General features: G+C 47.2%; 13 protein-coding genes and 1 pseudogene. 6 read left to right on the forward strand and 8 right to left on the reverse strand.

What is annotated here, in order from left to right:
• Positions 1–231 precede the first annotated feature (231 nt).
• From QUB56_RS11865 to QUB56_RS11880, 4 genes are all read right to left on the reverse strand, one after another.
• Positions 232–2,799, reverse strand: coding sequence for a PAS domain S-box protein (locus QUB56_RS11865; RefSeq protein WP_332955353.1), 2,568 nt, complete (start codon positions 2,797–2,799; stop codon positions 232–234).
• A 469-nt stretch (positions 2,800–3,268) separates the two neighbouring features.
• Positions 3,269–5,515, reverse strand: a complete 2,247-nt coding sequence (locus tag QUB56_RS11870; protein ID WP_332955354.1) for a glycoside hydrolase — start codon at positions 5,513–5,515, stop codon at positions 3,269–3,271.
• A 199-nt stretch (positions 5,516–5,714) separates the two neighbouring features.
• The gene (locus tag QUB56_RS11875) at positions 5,715–5,951 is read right to left on the reverse strand and encodes a NifU family protein (protein ID WP_006632519.1); all 237 of its coding nucleotides are present in this window, start codon (positions 5,949–5,951) and stop codon (positions 5,715–5,717) included.
• A gap of 281 nt (positions 5,952–6,232) precedes the next feature.
• On the reverse strand, positions 6,233–6,883 hold the full coding sequence (locus QUB56_RS11880) for a DUF3386 domain-containing protein (RefSeq protein ID WP_332955355.1): 651 nt from the start codon (positions 6,881–6,883) through the stop codon (positions 6,233–6,235).
• Positions 6,884–7,203: 320 nt separating this feature from the next.
• On the opposite strand from QUB56_RS11880, the gene QUB56_RS11885 reads away from it, so the two are divergent.
• Positions 7,204–8,742: a PAS domain S-box protein gene (locus QUB56_RS11885; RefSeq protein ID WP_332955356.1), complete on the forward strand. Its 1,539-nt coding sequence runs from the start codon at positions 7,204–7,206 to the stop codon at positions 8,740–8,742.
• Positions 8,743–9,129: 387 nt separating this feature from the next.
• Positions 9,130–9,279, forward strand: a pseudogene (locus QUB56_RS37170) (hypothetical protein); the annotation flags it as partial.
• Positions 9,280–9,838: 559 nt separating this feature from the next.
• Here QUB56_RS37170 and QUB56_RS11890 read toward each other — a convergent pair.
• Positions 9,839–11,737 (reverse strand): ATP-binding protein, encoded by a 1,899-nt coding sequence (locus QUB56_RS11890; protein WP_332955357.1) that lies wholly within the window; start codon positions 11,735–11,737, stop codon positions 9,839–9,841.
• A gap of 576 nt (positions 11,738–12,313) precedes the next feature.
• Positions 12,314–12,541, reverse strand: a complete 228-nt coding sequence (locus tag QUB56_RS11895; protein ID WP_332955358.1) for a type II toxin-antitoxin system CcdA family antitoxin — start codon at positions 12,539–12,541, stop codon at positions 12,314–12,316.
• Between the two features lie 328 nt (positions 12,542–12,869).
• Between QUB56_RS11895 and lepA the strand changes: the two genes are divergently transcribed.
• The 3 genes from lepA (at position 12,870) to QUB56_RS11910 (ending at position 15,617) form a co-directional block, all read left to right on the forward strand.
• On the forward strand, positions 12,870–14,684 hold the full coding sequence (gene lepA, locus QUB56_RS11900; protein ID WP_332955359.1) for a translation elongation factor 4: 1,815 nt from the start codon (positions 12,870–12,872) through the stop codon (positions 14,682–14,684).
• Between the two features lie 245 nt (positions 14,685–14,929).
• A complete protein-coding gene (locus tag QUB56_RS11905) occupies positions 14,930–15,229 on the forward strand; it encodes a type II toxin-antitoxin system HigB family toxin (RefSeq protein ID WP_332955360.1) in 300 nt (99 codons plus the stop codon).
• Positions 15,213–15,617 (forward strand): transcriptional regulator, encoded by a 405-nt coding sequence (locus QUB56_RS11910; RefSeq protein ID WP_332955361.1) that lies wholly within the window; start codon positions 15,213–15,215, stop codon positions 15,615–15,617. Before QUB56_RS11905 ends, QUB56_RS11910 begins: the two co-directional genes overlap by 17 nt.
• 100 nt (positions 15,618–15,717) lie before the next feature.
• On the opposite strand, the gene QUB56_RS11915 is transcribed toward QUB56_RS11910, so the two are convergent.
• Together QUB56_RS11915 and QUB56_RS11920 are read right to left on the reverse strand one after the other, a co-directional pair.
• Positions 15,718–16,164, reverse strand: a complete 447-nt coding sequence (locus QUB56_RS11915; RefSeq protein WP_332955362.1) for a DUF5958 family protein — start codon at positions 16,162–16,164, stop codon at positions 15,718–15,720.
• A gap of 51 nt (positions 16,165–16,215) precedes the next feature.
• Positions 16,216–16,446, reverse strand: a complete 231-nt coding sequence (locus QUB56_RS11920; protein WP_332955363.1) for a ribbon-helix-helix domain-containing protein — start codon at positions 16,444–16,446, stop codon at positions 16,216–16,218.
• 63 nt (positions 16,447–16,509) lie between these two features.
• Between QUB56_RS11920 and QUB56_RS11925 the strand changes: the two genes are divergently transcribed.
• Complete coding sequence (locus QUB56_RS11925) at positions 16,510–16,770, forward strand: hypothetical protein (protein WP_332955364.1); 261 nt, start codon at positions 16,510–16,512, stop codon at positions 16,768–16,770.
• The last annotated feature ends 80 nt before the right edge of the window (positions 16,771–16,850 follow it).

The following is a 16,850-nucleotide window of genomic DNA, read 5'->3' on the forward strand; positions in this document are numbered from 1 at the left end:
TTTCTTGATAGTTGACCTTCATAAAATATCCCTTATTTTTCTGGCATTGTAGCACTTATTTGGCAAAATGGTATTAGTATACAGTGATTGAAGGGCTCCTTGGTATCAAGAAATATTAAGACTCTTGATTCGCTGCTCCTCGATCATCTAGAATCTGAATCAAAAGCCGTCCTAGAAGAACGGGGCTTTAAACCCAATTTTTCGGTAACTTTGGGTCAACCAGAGTAGAAATTAACTTTCAGTTGCAACCCCGTCCCTCAGAAGTGGCAGACTTAAGAAAAAAGTGCTGCCCTCCCCCAAAACGCTCTCCACCCACATCCGACCACCGTGCTGCTGCACGATACTGCGACAAATAGCCAGTCCCAAACCAGTACCTCCTTTCTGGCGAGAATCTGAAGCATCAACCTGTTGAAAGCGTTCAAACACCATCTCCAGCTTGTCTGCCGGAATACCCCGCCCTTTGTCTTTCACAGCAATCACGATGTACGACGAGCTCGTCCCTGGCAAGTGCGGATGGGCTGCAGCAGGCTCAGCAGACAACAAAGACGGAGACGACACCGACTTCAACCCAGCTTTTTCTGTCAAATCCCGATTGTGGGTCAACTCCCCGCTCAGCCAAACCGTAGCCCCGGAGGAAGAAAATTTTATAGCATTGCTGAGCAAATTTGTCAAGGCTTGAATGATCCGATCGGGAACAGCTTGCAATTGAGCGCCCACAGGTCTCACCGACAGAGTAACTCCCGCCTGCTGAGCCATTCCCTGCATCTCGTCAGCCGCCTGCAACATCAGCTCAGCCACATTGCAAGTTTGTTTGATGGCAGTGTTGTAACTCGACTCCATCCGCTCTAAATCCAGGATGTCGTTGACCAACCGCACCAAGCGGTCAGTATTAGTGACAGCAATCTCCAGCATCCGCTTGGCTTTCTGGGGGTAAGCGTCAAGCAGGCCGCTGTTGAGGAGGCCCAGGGCCCCGTGAATCGAGGTCATGGGCGTCCGCAGTTCGTGGCTGACAACAGAGATGAATTCATCTTTCATGCGCTCGACGGCAAGCCGTTCGGTGATATCCTTAAAAGTCACCACAGCTCCAATAATTTCGCCTTCTTCTCGCATCGGAGCGACAACGTACTCAACCGGAAAACTGCTGCCGTCTCGCCGCCAAAAAACCTCATCGGTGACGCGCCGCGCCTCTCCGTCTTCCAAGGTGGCTAAAATTTGAGAACTTACCCGAGACGGCAGCAGTTTGCCCGCCTGCGGTGCGGCGCAGTGCGGGACAAGTTCAGAGCCTGAATTGATTTGTGTTGCAGGTGACAGTTGATCGATCGCCTTGCAGCATTTTTCAGGTGAACGGTGTAAGCTTTCATAAACTGGTCGATCGATCAATTCCTTCGATTCGCACCCAGCCATTCTCACCGCCGCCGGATTGACAAAAGTTACTTTTGCCTCTTTGTTCAACCCGCAAATTCCTTCTCCGGCGGAAAACAAAATCATTTCTGTTTGGTGGCGGAGTTGTTCAAAGGCTTTTTCGACTCGCTTGCTGTCGCTGATGTCTCGAGCGATTGTGGAAACGCCCGTTAAGGCTCCTGTGGCGTCTTTAATCGGAGAAATAGTCAGGGACACATCTATCTGTTGGCCGTCTTTCCGCAAGTGCACGGTTTCGTAATGGTCGATGCTGGCTCCAGCCCTAATATTTTCCAGAATTTGGGGCATTTCCTTGGGGCGTTCGGGTATTGCTAAAATCTCGATCGACTTCCCCTTGATTTCCGCCGCACAGTAGCCGTAAATCTTCTCTGCTCCTGCGTTCCAGCTCTGAATTGTCCCGGTGAGGGTTTTGCCGACGATGCCGTCGTCGGAAGACTCGACAATCGAAGCCAAGCGCACGAGTTCGTCTCTAGTTTGCTTGTATTCCGTGATGTCGCGGCCCAAAATCACGATACTTTTGCGTCTGCCGTCCGGGTGAAATACGGGTACTTTAATCACGTCGTAGATTTTCACAGTACCGTCCGATCGGGGAATCATTTCTTCCCCCCTAGAAAGCTTACCTTTTGCCCACGCTTCTCGATCGCTGACCTCGCAAGCCTGTAGGGCCTCGCGGTAAAAACTGCTGAGTTCTCCTAGCTCAAAATCTTTAAGGCCGCGGTAGTCTATTTTTTCTAGCTCGAAAACTTCCAATATCGCTTGATTTGCCTCCTGCCACCTGCCCTCGCCATCTTTGAAGCAGACAATATCTGGCATGGCATTCATCAGCAAGTCGAGATAGGAGTTTTCTCGCCGTGCAGCTTCTACCTGTGCCCGCTTGGCGATTTCCCGTTGCAGGTTTTCGTTTGCCGTTTGCAGCGAGTCGATTAACAAACTTTGTTTAAAAGTCCTTTCTTTAATTACTTCCTGAAGTCTGTGGAGTTCTAGCGACAGTCGCCTGCGGGCCAACAAATTCTCTACCCGCAAGTGCAGTTGGACTGGTTCGGCGGGACTTACTATCAAATCGTCTATTCTGCCTTTGAGTTGTTTTGCCTGCAGCGAAAATGGCTGCTCAGAAAGAGCAGGCGTTGGGGATTTACTCAGAAGCAAAAACGGTAAAAATATCGGCTCGGCGGCAGCTTTTAATGCTTCTAGCAGTGGCCCGAGGCGATCGAAAGAAGCCTCGTCGAGAATGCACAAGTCAAAAGCGATTTGGGGAATGGGAAATTCCGAGCTGGTATCTAAAGCGGGATCGACTACGATCACCTCATGCTCGGTGTTGAGGTGTGCGATCGGCAAATTAGGTTGTTGGTGGCGATCGACCAAGAGTAAAATGCGGCTCATTAGTTTTTTTATTTCCCAATGACTAATGATATGATGTCCGGTAAGTTAAGCATGATCTGGTTTGTAGTGAGGACTAAGGTTCTCTTTTTTATGAGGACTTCAGCCCTCACTAAAAACAAATTTTATAGCGCTCGATCGACCGGATGCGATCGGAATGATGAAGGCCTTATACAGCCCGAGTAGAAGCCCCTATTCAATAAAAATTGATAATTATTTAATTGTTTGTTCCTTCAAAAAATGACTAATGACTAATGACTGTTGACTGATGACTGATGACTGATGACTGTTGACTAATGACTGTTGACTGATGACTGTTGACTGTTGACTGATGACTGATGACTGTTGACTGTTGACTGTTGACTGATGACTGTTGACTGTTGACTGTTGACTGTTGACTGTTGACTGATGACTAATGACTGTTGACTAATGACTAATGACTAATGACTAATGACTAATGACTAATGACTTTTTACGGCATTCCGATCGCAATCAAAGCATCTTCCGGCATAGAGGTAGAGTAACGCTCCCCTTCCGATAAAACTGCAATCAGCCTCACCTGCCAGTCCGGCATAATCTGCAAATCCGCCCAAGGCACTGCTAGCTCCAAACATTTATCCAATCCCACTTGGGCCCGGCTGAGGCGGGGCTGCCACTCATCGCCCTCTCCTGCTTCGTGAAAAGCAATCGATTTCGTCAGCAAATTAATCTCTAACTGATGGTGGAATCGGTAGTTTAGCGGTGCTTCGTCGGGCAAACCCGACAGCGGAATCAGACTGTTTTTCATCGTGCGATCCGGATAAAACCAGAACAAATTTAACTGTGGAGGGCAATCAATTCCCGGCCGCACCCCTGCCTTAAAGTCGGCGCGAATGTAAAAATTCAAGTGGTCAACCCCGTACCAAAGCCGCTGAATTGCCGAACTCCGGTGCATCGTACCCCTTGCTCCCCCAACTTCAATCCGGCCGGCTTTGTCCCAATCCTGTTCGTTGGCGATACCGTCAATCACCGGGTGAATAAAGCTCAGCGGCTGGTGGTCGCCTTGAACCTCATGCACCTCTACTTGCCGCCGCACTTCCGGGGGTACGGGCTCGCCAACAGCTTCGTAAATCCCCGCTACGTGTTCGCGAAATAGCTGGTCGAACATGGCATCTTGGTTCGACGTGTGACCCTCGCCAAACCACCAGAACCAGTCGGAACCTTCGGCCGCATAAAGCGCTTCCCAAGCTTCTGGGTTGCTTTCTTCTGTGGCCTCTGGATGGTTTGCCAGCATTTGTCTGGCGGGTCCTAATATATCCCAAGCGCGATTTTTCGCGGGGTCGCCGATCCAAGTTGTGAGGGAACCGTCCACCCAGGAACCGGTGTGCAGTTGGGCTGCGGGAATTGTTTCGGTTGCTGGGAACTGGTCGAGAAATTCTGAGACTGTGACTAATTTAATATCTGGATTATCGCTGAGAGTTTGATAGAGGGATTCTAAAAACGGTTTGCCGTCTTGGGGATAGAATTCCCAGCAGTTTTCGCCGTCTAGGGCGATCGTAACTAACCAGGGATTTTCTAAAGCTGTTTGGCCGTCGGACTGTCGGTGTTTGAGAGTTTTGCCGATCGCTTCTAAGTGTCCCACTAAATCTGATGCTGCTTTTTTCGGTTCCATCGAACCGTAAGTAAACCCGATCAAGTCGGACAATCTGTGGTCTCGAAATACTATTGCTAAATCGCCGTCAGGAGTTTCTAAACGGTAAGGGCGATATAACAATTCTGGTTCGCAGACATTCCCCGCCCCGTCGCGGTTGAAAAAGTGTTTAATTGTCCACCCCAACACTGCTTCGTCCGAGACTATCCATTTAAAGCCTTGTTTAGCAATGTAGGGCAAAATTTCCGGGCTGACTGCTTGTTCCGATGGCCACAAACCGCGCGGTTGGCAATCAAACCGGTCTTGATACATTTCCCAGGCTTTTCTCAGGTGTCGGGGAATATCTTCTTCCCACTGAAACCGGTGTTGTGGCAGCGTCATGTTGGGAATGGCTATGCGCCCGCCGTTGGTGTCGGCAAGCAGCGGTAAAATCGGGTGCGTGTAGGGGGTTGTGGTGACTTCCAACTGTCCCTCAGCTTGCATTTTACGGTGCTGGGGAATGATGCGAGCCAGGATTTCTTTTTGTTTTGAGTAGATGTTTTTTCTGTCTGCCAAACTAAAATTTTGTTCTTGTTTGAGCCACCCTGCAATCTCCGGGTCATCCCAAAACAGCGGGTCAATCCAAGCTAAATTGTGCCACGCCAGCAAGTCGCTAAAATCCTGCAACTTCCAGTTTGCCAAACACCACTGAATGCCTTTTTCCTGCCGCTGAGTGTAGAGTTGAGCGTAGCGGGGATGCGGCTGAATCAGGGTGTGGTAATTGGCGTCAAAGAAGTGTTCTAAAATAAACTCTTGTTCTTGGATGTTTAAAGTTTCTGTTGGCTTTAATGTCACCGCCAAGTAAGGATCTAATGCTCTGTCTGCGATGCAGTCTTCTATCTGCAAAATCAAGGACGGAACCAGGTTTACGGTTTGATGCAGTTTCGGATATTTTGCCAGAAGGAGCACTAAATCCAAATAGTCCTTGACTCCGTGCAAGCGCACCCAAGGCAGTCGGTAGTCGGGTGCTGCTGCGGTAGCTGATACTCGGGATTTGTACAGCGGTTGGTGTTGGTGCCAAATGAAGGCTACATAAAGGGGGTGAGGCATTGAATTTGGTACTTGGTAATTGGTAATTGAATTTGGTAATTGGTAATTGGTAATTGGTAATTAAATTTGGTAATTGGTAATTGGTAATTGGCAATTAAATTTGGTAATTGGTAACTGTCAACTGGTAACAGTCAACTGTCAAACGTCAACAGTCAACAGTCAACAGTTAACAGTCAACTGCCAATTGCCAACTGACTAATTACATTACCTGTTCGACTTCGGCAATTTCTGGGATGGCCTCGCGCAGGCGGCGTTCAATCCCCATTCTCAGAGTCATTGTGGAACTCGGGCAAGAGCCGCAAGCTCCTTGCAGCCTCAGGTGTACGACTGGGCCGTCGATTTCTACGAGTTCGACGTTGCCGCCGTCGGATATCAGGTAGGGGCGCATTTCATCGAGAACTGTTTCGACGTTATCTCTGGTTAGTGCTAGTGTCATATTTCGCCTCTGTGATGATTTATTGCAGTTGATGAAAGTTCGATTTGACTCAAGGACAGCATTCTCAACCGCGCGAGATTTAAGAAACCGGGTTGCTTGACAAAAGACTTGCGCACTCAGGTGAGCTGGCTGCAGGAAACCCGGTTTCTGTCACGCTGATGCTAGATCTGAATTCGGTGTCTGGTTCGATCGTAGCGTTACTTGCTGCCAAATCAAGTTGATTCTGATACGTTATCCAAAAAAACCCGTTTTATTTAAGAAATTCGGTTTTTTGGTTAGCGCTATACTACTGCTGGTTCTAGCAGTTTGACGTTGGAGTAGTTGAACTCGGTTGTTGTCAATTGACCTTTTTCTTTCGATCGAACTACTTGCTTGGTCATGACATAATAGTCGCCTATCTTGTCAAAGGTATCTTCAAATTCGAGTTCTCGGATGATTTCGTCGGTTTGGGGGTTGCGGAAAACGGCGTCGTAGTGAGTGGCCAAAGAACCCTCGGGTGTCTCTAAGCTGTTGTGCGTGTCAATTACGAAAGCCATGCGCCCCATCACCCGGCTGACTTGACAAATTGAGAGACCTCGGACTTTATAGTTAGACCCCATTGAGTCGCCGGACACTAAAATATCCACAGCGCCGGTGCTGTCCTTCTCGCCCAGGGTGAAGCTATTTTTGCCGTGAGATTTTTCAAATGTCGAGCGCTTGCGGTGGGTAACAATGTCCCGCATTTGGGTGTAAACGCTCTGCTGCACTTCCTCATCTTCAATGCCGCTGACTTCCACGCTCATGTCGGGTTTGATCCAAACATGACCCGTATATACTTCGTCGCCCTGTTTGAGTTCAATATCGGCACTGTAACCGGGAAAATTGGCATCCCAGGTGTAGCGGTGTTCGTAAGCAGCGCGAAACAAATCGCGAGCGTTGCCTTGCTCTGTCATAAATCCCTCTTTCTCTTGACACCCATCTAGTTTAGCTTAAGCGCGAGAAGCCCCACCTTCGCTGGATAGGGGAGTTACCCGCACTCAGAAGCGAGCACTTATACGGGGTGCTGCTGGGCTGGCAATTCGATGCCAGAAAAATTTACTTTCTGTATCGGTTGCTATGATCTGAAAATAAAGTCACAGAATGCATGGTGATTGAGATCGCGATCGGTCGATCGCCAGACACCAGTCTTAGTTATGGGTTATCTTGCAAAAACTTGTGTCCGCTTATTAGGGGTTGCACCCCCAGGCAACTATTAGATTCCGCCCTTACGAAAATGCTAGAAACTGTCTACAAACACTTAGAAACATTGCAGGAACAAGCTAGGGAATTGCCACCTCCGCAACAGGCAATTTTCACAAAAAGTCTGGAAGAATTATCAAATTCTTTGCAGGAAATTGCCGCAAAATCCGTCATTGAAAGCGCGACAATTAAGGCGACAAAGCTGGTTGAAATCGAAAATATTAATCGCCTCTTGCAACGCACTGTCGCGCAGCAAGCATCGCAAATCAGACAGCTACAGGAGCAGTTGGAAAAAGAAATCAGCCAGCACCGCAGGGACAATCAAGCATTAACTAAAAGCGAAGCAAAACTGCAAGCTGTGCTGCGCAATTCTCCGGATCTAATTAGCATTATCGGCTCCGACGGGCGAGTTCGATACCACAGCGAATCCCTACAGCGGGTTTTGGGTTACAACCCAGAAGAAAGAATTGGCAAGTTTCACGGCGAGTTAATCCATCCAGACGATTTGCTGGCTTGGCAGGCGTATTTTAGCAAGTTGTTAGAAGCTCCCGGAATTGCTGGAACGATCGAATATCGGCAACGCCACGCTGACGGTTCTTGGCTCTACATGGAGTCGATAGGTAACAGTTTGCTTTACGATTCTAGCGTGCAGGGAATTCTAATTAATTCGCGGGAAATAGGGGAACGCAAGCAAGCAGAAATCGCAGTCCGGGAGTCGGAACTGCACTACAGAGTGATGTCGCAAATTACTTCGGATTTTGCCTATTCTTTTAAGGCACTGCCAGACGGCAAGTTCGTCTGCGAGTGGGCGACAGAAGCTTTTGAGCGCTGCACCGGCATCGTTCCTGAAGAGTTAGAATCCTTTGGTTGGTGGAACTCCCAGCTCGTTCATCCCGACGACCGGGAAATATTAATGAAACAATTAGAATGCTGTAGTTTCAGCCACACGGGAGCCAACGAGTATCGCATTATTAATCAAAAAGGCGAGGTGCGCTGGGTGCGGGACTACTGGCAAGTGGTGTGGGACAAAACTGCTGAACGGGTTGTCCGTTTGTGGGGCGCTTGTCAGGAAATTACCGATTGCAAGCAAGTAGAATTGAAACTGCAACTCGTTAACCAAGTTTTGCAAGCCCAGATAGCATCGGCGCCGCTGCCGATTAACTGTACCAGCAATGAGGGCAATACCGTTGTGTGGAACCGCGCCGCCGAAAATTTTTTTGGGTGGACTGCGGCTGAGGTTTTAGGGAAACCTTTACCGAATATTCCTTTAGGCCAAAACCAAGATTTTTACGCGCTGCAGAAGTCTGCGTCTAATGGCAAACCGCAAAACGGTTTGGAAGTATCTTTGTTGAAAAAAGACGGTAGCTCGATCGATGTTTGGCTTTGGGCCGCACGCGTGCGAGATGCGGGCGGCCACACTGTCGGCAGTATCAACATATTTTCTGATATTTCAGAACGCAAGCGCCTAGAGGAAGAGCGCCAAAAACTAGCAGCGATGAAAAAAATGGAAGAACCTTTTTGGGCTCGCTATGTCAGCCCTCCACACACCCATAAAAAACATGGCGATCGCTAATCTCATCAAGCACAAGTTAAAAGCATTAAAAGTGTGAAAAGGTTAACAAACTACACAATCAAATTCAGCAGCACGGAGAAGCCGATCGATGGGGTGTAGGCAATTGGATACTCAAAATCTCCGAGGCTGTTGCAGTCGAAGATTTACAGATTAGAAACATGATGAAGCGGTATCAGCCGATTAAGTATGAGGCTGGGAGATTTTTGTCTAATGGTCAATCAGCCAAATGTGGTTTGAACTGTTCAACGGCAGATGCTAGGTGGTATTCTTTAACTCAAAAGCTTGAATATCTGGCGGCTAGCGTCAGGAAATAGGCTTTATAACGTTAAGCAGAAGTAGACCAGCAAAACTTCCAGTAAGTGCAAGCACGTTGATAAAGATAGTCCTAATGGTGAAAAGTTTGTTTGCATTAATTGCGGACATATCGACGATGCCAACTTGCAAGCCGCAAGGAATGTAAAAGTTAAGGCAATAGAGGCTTATGGCTTGAATATTGTTAATAAAATTAAATCAAAAATGGTACGGGGGGACTCCTAGAAACCAGTACAACTAAGTCTTTTTGAGATTGAATTGTACGAAGGCTTGTCAGATAATACTAGGCGCCCAGAAGGCTCTGGGGCTTGTGGGCAAGAACTCAGAGAATATTCAATTGTCTCTCTGGGATATTAAGGGCGAAATCTCTTAAGAAGCCCATCCCCTACTGGAGTGGGAGTGTCAACTTTATTCACGAAACGGAACTCACGGATAAACAAATATAGCAATTTTTCAGTGAGTAAGGTACAGTTTGGTAATTGGTAATGGGTAATTGGTAATGGGTAATAAAGCTGGCGAGTACCTCACGAAAGTTGAGAACCGAAGAAGCTGTTTTTTTCCTAATTCCTGATATCAAATCCGTTAGAATCGGAATAGTAAATTCGAGTTGACTGTTGACGGTTGACTGTTCACGGCGTCAACAGTCAACCGTCAACCGTCAACAGTCAACCGTCAACATCACGGACGGTGTAACCGGAAATGATATGATTCCTGATTCCCTCTGGCTTCTTGCTTCTTGCTTCTTGCTGATTACTTCAAGGTCCCGATGATTGATGACCGATGGTTAATTTTTAAATAGTGGTTCTTGATAAAGCGGCACAGTAAAAGTAACAGTAGATCCGAGTCCTTCCCCCATACTGTAAAAATTTACTGTACCCCCCATTGCTTCTACCAGTTTTTGAGAAATAGCCAATCCCAAACCGGTGCCGCCGTATTGCCTGGTACGATCGCCGTCCACCTGAAAAAACGACTCAAATAATTTATCTTGCTTGTCGAGAGAAACCCCAATGCCAGTATCAGCGACTCGCATTTTTACCATTCCGGGGAACTGCTGGTTGTGAACAGTCACCTTTTTCTTAATAACTTCGGCACTGATGCGAATTCCCCCTTCCCCGGTAAATTTAATGGCATTGCCCGTGAGGTTCAAGATTACCTGAAGCAGGCGTTGGTAGTTGCCATACAAAATAATATCGCCCTCCACAGCGGGTTTTTGGATTTGAAATTGCAATCGCTTTTGCTGGACTTGAAGCCGTGTGAAATCCTCAACTTGTTGCAACAGTTCGCCGAGTTTGACGGGAGCGAGGTCTAACTGCATTTTGCCAGCTTCGATTTTAGCGACATCCAAAAAATCGTTAATCACATTCAACAAATGTACTGCAGAGCGGTAAGCTTCTTCGATAAATTGGTGCGCTTCTTCGGGGTCATCTGCCATGCCGTCCACAACCAGTTTCAGGAAGCCGAGGATGCCGTTGAGGGGGGTGCGGAGTTCGTGAGAAGTATTGGCAAGCAATTGACTTTTAAGTTGGGAAAGAGCTACGGCTTCGGCGCGGGCCTGTTCTAATTCTTGGTAAAGTGTAGCGTGGGCGATCGCACTGCCAACTTGAGCGACTAATTCGTGGGCGAATTCGAGTTCGAGAGGGCTCCATTTCGGGGAACTGCCACAGCGGTGCAAACAGATCAGTGCATTGGGTTGGTCTTCATAGGAGGTAGCTGCTACGATGACGGAATGGCGGTGGAAGGGATCGCCGATGGGCGAGGTGTAATCGATTGCTACTGGTTTTAGGGTGGCTAATGTTTGAATCCACCCTGGCTGTTCGGCTGCGCGCAGTTCTAATCCCAGCATAGAAGAGTAAGGTTCTTGGCGGTATTCAGCTACTACTTTTAAAGTTTTCGAGTGGAGATTTTTGATTTGAGCTGGGGAAACCGGGGGCGAGCAGTCGCTGGCAATTGACTGTTGTAATTCGGCTGCTGCGGCTGAATAATTTTGATGGTTTTCCGAGGCGAGGAAGGAGGAGACTTCGAGATTTTTGCTGTCTTTTTTGTAGGAACAGATGATGCAGCGACTCGCGTTCAAGACTTGACCCAAGCTGTTAGCTGTTAGCTGCCAAATTATCTCTACGTCGAGGGTTTTGTGCAGGTTTTGAGCGATTTGCGAGATGGTTTTGCGGTCGATTTCCGAGTAGGGAGGGAGCGATCGACCGGGGATGCCGCTCGCCGAAAGCACCATTTGTTGGTGGGCGTCCGAGGGGGATGGCAAAGCTCGATAGAGCATGAATTCTGGGGAATCTGGCGGTCTGTCTGTGGGTTTGTCAGACAGCAGCCTTCCCATAACTAAGACTTTTGCAGCTTTGCCGTTTGAGTCGATCGCCGGAGTGAGTGTCAAATCGAAGAGAAAATATTGTCCGGCGTGGCAAAATGGATAGCTGAACCGTTGCGGTACGAGGGTTTCGAGCGCCCGCTGCAGGATATCGAGATAAGGCGCAGGGGCGATGGGTTGCAGGGTTTCGCTGAGGGGGCGATCGACTATTTGTTCTGCTGTGAGGTTGTACTCCTCGGCTTTTTGCCAGTAAAAAGATAGATATCGACCCCTTGCGTCTTGGGTAAATACTAATTCTGCCCCTAACTCTTGAAAAAAAACTGTAGAGGCGAGGCTCGAGCTCCGGAAATCTGTGTTAGAGTCCATCAGAGTAGAGGATGAAAGTAGTTCTGATTTTGGAGTTTTGAGTTTTTAATTAAAAACTCGAAACTCCAAATTGTTTTGGGCTTCGACCGTTAAGTTGTGAGTTATTAATCAACTAAAAATTTGTGGGATTTTTAATTAAAAATTAACCGATCACAACTCACCATTCGCAAGTATTTTATGCTTTTACCGATTTTTGAGTTATTAATGAACTCAAAAAATATTAATTATTTAATTCTGAACTAAACTCTAAACTCAAAACTATTTGTTGTCAGCCGTTTTGGGTAATTTAAAAATAACAATTAAAATTTAGGAGTTAGGAATCTGCACAGATTAACAATCGAGTTTGAAAATTACGCCAAAATCTGAGGCTGGCAACAACTCAAGTCGGGGACTGGCGATCGCATTTTTTCCTTCACCTTAAAGAGTTCCGAGGTTGTGAGGCGAGCCTAGTTCGCTCCGAACAACCTGTAGCTTTCGCCGCTTCATCTGCAGCCGATCGCGCGGGCGATCGAAAATGTCACAGCCAGAAAGTTTACAGCCAGAAGATTTGCGCCCGCCGTCTCCTACCCGGGAACCTCAGTCGTTCCACTCACCGCGGGGCGGGACTGGGGGGTTGCGGCGCAAACTTAGAGCCAGCTCGTCTTCGCGGCGCTCGCCTCTTAGCCATTGCTTGATTGCTGTTTCAATGACTTTGCTGGGGTCATTCGTCAAGTGCTTAATTTGGTCTAGCAGTTCCGAATCTATATGGATAGATAGTTCCACTTTTTCTGACGAACTGTGGGAGGGTATATGCGATTCGCTCATAGTTAAAAAATCCTAGTTTTAATTCTTAAGTTTCAATTCTTTTGATGACAACCAGTCCGACTAGATATTTGAAGTCCCTGATTTGCACCCAACCTTTCCTCAACCGCTTAACCGCTTTCTGTACAATGAGAGAGAGAAAAGTTTTTTCCTTTTGGGTGTCCGGGCTCGGTCGGACACTTGAAAGGCTAATAACTGATACTCTTGAGGTTTGCCTCAGTTGTGGTTTCATCTCAATCCCCAGTAAGAGGTTGAAGTAAGCACTCTACTCTTGCTTGTGTAATCATACAACAAAAAGTATCCCTTGCCGATTGGCTCTTCGATAAAAAACATGACTAACGTCCCTGTATCTCGCATTCGCAATTTTTCGATTATTGCTCACATCGACCACGGAAAATCCACCTTGGCCGATCGCCTGTTGCAGGCGACTGGGACTGTGCAGGCACGGGAGATGAAGGAGCAGTTTTTAGACAATATGGATCTCGAACGCGAACGCGGCATTACGATCAAGCTGCAAGCGGCTCGGATGAATTACACTGCCAAGGACGGTCAGGAGTACGTGCTCAATCTGATCGACACTCCCGGACACGTGGACTTTTCTTACGAGGTGTCGCGATCGCTCGCTGCTTGCGAAGGGGCGCTGCTGGTGGTAGACGCATCTCAAGGCGTGGAAGCACAAACCTTGGCAAATGTCTATCTTGCTTTGGGAAACAATTTGGAAATTATTCCAGTTTTAAATAAAATTGACCTGCCGGGGGCAGAACCGGAACGGGTAAAAGGGGAAATTGAAGAAATTATCGGTCTCGACTGTAGCGGGGCGATTGAGGCTTCGGCTAAGGAAGGAATTGGTATAGATGAGATTTTGGAGTCGATCGTGGAATTGGTGCCGCCGCCGCAGGATACTGTGGACAAACCGCTGCGGGCGCTAATTTTTGATAGTTATTACGACCCTTATCGCGGGGTAATTGTGTATTTCCGGGTGATGGACGGAAGTGTCAAAAAGGGCGATCGAGTTTTGTTGATGATTTCGGGTAAGGAATATGTCATCGATGAATTGGGCATACTTTCACCGACTCAAGTTCAAGTAGACGAACTGCACGCGGGGGAAGTTGGTTATCTGGCCGCAGCAATTAAAGCCGTAGCTGATGCTCGCGTCGGCGATACGATTACTTTGGTCAAAAAGCCTGCACCGGAGCCTTGGCCGGGTTATACAGAAGCAAAACCGATGGTTTTTTGCGGCTTGTTCCCGATCGATGCTGACCAATTTCCCGATTTGCGGGAAGCTTTAGAAAAACTCAAACTCAACGATGCGGCGCTTTCTTACGAACCGGAAACTTCGAGTGCGATGGGGTTTGGTTTCCGCTGCGGTTTCTTGGGTTTGCTGCACATGGAAATTGTGCAAGAAAGACTGGAGAGAGAATACAATTTGGATTTGATTGTTACGGCTCCTTCTGTGGTTTATCAAGTCACAACAATTAAAGGGGAAGTGTTAACAATTGACAATCCCAGCCACTTGCCCGATCCTCAGTATCGCGAGAAAATTGAGGAACCTTATGTGCGGGTAGAAATGCTGTCGCCGGAAACTTATGTGGGCGCGCTGATGGAACTGTCTCAAAGTCGGCGGGGCATTTTTATGGATATGAAGTATCTGAGTCAAGGCCGAACAACGCTGGTTTACGAGTTGCCTTTGGCGGAGGTGGTGACGGACTTTTTTGACCAGATGAAATCGCGATCGCGCGGTTATGCGAGCATGGAGTATCACATAATTGGCTACCGCGAAAATCCGTTGGTGAAAATGGACATTTTAATTAATGGCGATCCGGTTGATGCTTTGGCGATGATCGTACACCGGGATAAGGCTTACAATGTGGGCCGCGGGTTGACTGAAAAACTCAAGGAGTTGATTCCTCGCCACCAGTTTAAGGTGCCGATTCAAGCGACAATTGGCGCGAAGGTGATTGCTTCGGAGCACATTCCGGCTTTGCGGAAGGATGTGTTGGCGAAGTGTTACGGCGGTGATATTTCGCGGAAGAAGAAGTTGCTGCAAAAGCAGGCGAAGGGTAAGAAGCGGATGAAGTCTGTGGGTACTGTGGATGTGCCGCAGGAGGCTTTTATGGCTGTGCTGAAGCTCGATCGAGATTCGTAATCTGTGTGGCTTTTTGTCAGGAACAGGCTTCCCTAGCCTGTTCCACAAACAGTCATTTTTCTTGTCGGTTCTAGGAACCGGCTTTCCGGTATGTTCCATAAATGAGGTTCTAGGAACAGGCTTTCGGGCCTATTCTACCTGTTGCAGATTAAGGGCGATTCCCTACGGGATAGCTGCGCTTCACGCTCTTGACCAAAGAAATTGGTTGAGCTAAACTAAAACTTAGTTTAAATTTCTTATAGTAGATGCACATAATCAGCTACAAACGGGTGCGTGAATACAGCGAAACTCATGCTGATTGCGGGGAAGCTTTGGATAACTGGTTTAAAATTGCTAGCAAGGCTAAATGGTCTAACTTAATTGAGGTACAATCTGTTTTTCCGAAAGCCGAAGCTGTTGGGGGGTTTACAGTTTTTAATATCAAAGGTAACAACTATCGATTAATAGTTAGTATTGATTATGAGAGCAAATTAATTTATATCAAATATATTCTCACCCATGCTGAGTATGATAAGGAAAAATGGAAAAATGACCCTTACTTTTAATGCAGATAAATACAAAGAGTTATTGTCTCAGTACCAGCCGAAAATAATTAGAAATGAAGCGGATAATGAGAAGGCTCTGGCTATGGTGGAAGAGTTGATGCACCGCCGCGATCGCACTCCTGAAGAAAATGAGTTATATGAATTGCTGATTGCATTGATTGAAAAATTTGAGCAGGAATATTACGCACCAGGAACCACAGCAACGCCTCATTCAATACTGCTGTTTTTGATGGAACAAAGAGAGTTACAACCTGCTGATTTGGTAGGAGTTATTGGGTCTGAAAAAAGAGTGTATGAATTGGTTAATGGTGAGGGAGATATTGGCAAAGAGCTGGCATTGATTCTGGGAAGTTTTTTTCATGTAGAGCCGAGTTTGTTTGGTAATTAAGGGAAGTAGAGTATAATAGAAAAATAAGAAGTTGAAATGAGTGAAATTAGGGCAGCAGCGTGAGGGGCGATCGCCCGCTCGCATCACAGCTTACTACAACTTAAACAAGAATGCTTTGTTGAAACTCGTGCTGAATTTCATCTACAACTTTGCGATCGCTCAAATCGCGATGCCACCAGTGGCTACAGCCATCTTGACAATATTTGCAGTACCTGCGCCCATCGGCAATTGCCAATAAACTCATTAACAGGAAAAAGGTTTTGATAGATTCTGAGGGCGGCAGTTTCAAAAGCTTTGCCATTTGTTCTTTTAATCGCCCTCTACTCAGCAACACACAAGGGGTGTAAGTTGGGCGAAGTTTTGATTTGGCAATAGCTAGGGAAACATCTTCTTCTCGCGCCCCTGCTTGGAGGGTAATGTAGAATAGCCGCTGTAATATTTCCTGCTGGTATTCGGTTGGGAAGCTTAAAAACCAGTTTTTTGCATCTTCGTGGCTAATTAATTCTTGTTGAATTTGATTGATTCTAATTTCATCGGCTAGATTCATTGGCCTTTCCTAAGTCTGGCTCAAATATAACGTGAGGTTCTCCTTTTAGTTTCAGCCATCTGTTGATTTGAGCTTGCCGGATGCTTTTGCTCGATCAATCGCCTCTTGAATCAGAAGGTAGACAAAGTTGGAGATCGATCGCTTTTCGATCTCGCACAACTTTTCGAGATCCTTTTTAGCCTGTGTTGGCAAAACCACTGAAATCCGCTCGCTGTCGCTCATGCCTTGCAATCTGTTGGAAGTTTCCCCTATTGTGCCACCTCGCCCGTCCAGGTCGTGCATCCACAGTCAGCTTTATGCTTACTTATGCACACTAATGCTTACTTTGTGTTATTTTTATGGGTAATGTCAGAAGCCAGCGCATCCACCGACCAAGTTTCTGCGCTGGCTCTGGCTCCGTTTAGCAATGGAGACTCCTCTATTATGAAATACGAAGGATACTTGAAGCCGTGGGCAGTTGCCCGCTTGCTTCCCAGCTTGCAATGGGCGATCGTCGGTCGCTATCGCAGCCGATCGGATGCGGAGGGACATCTTCAGTTGTTTCGGCAACGAGTGCCCAACATCCGCTTTCAAGTGGTGTTTGATTTACCCTCTCGCCGAGGATAACTTTTTTGAGGGACTGTTTTTGATAATTTAACAGTCAAATTATCGAGGGCGATCGCACTTTTGGAGCAAAAGGGCGATCG

Source organism: Microcoleus sp. AR_TQ3_B6 (assembly GCF_036702785.1).
Lineage (GTDB): Bacteria > Cyanobacteriota > Cyanobacteriia > Cyanobacteriales > Microcoleaceae > Microcoleus.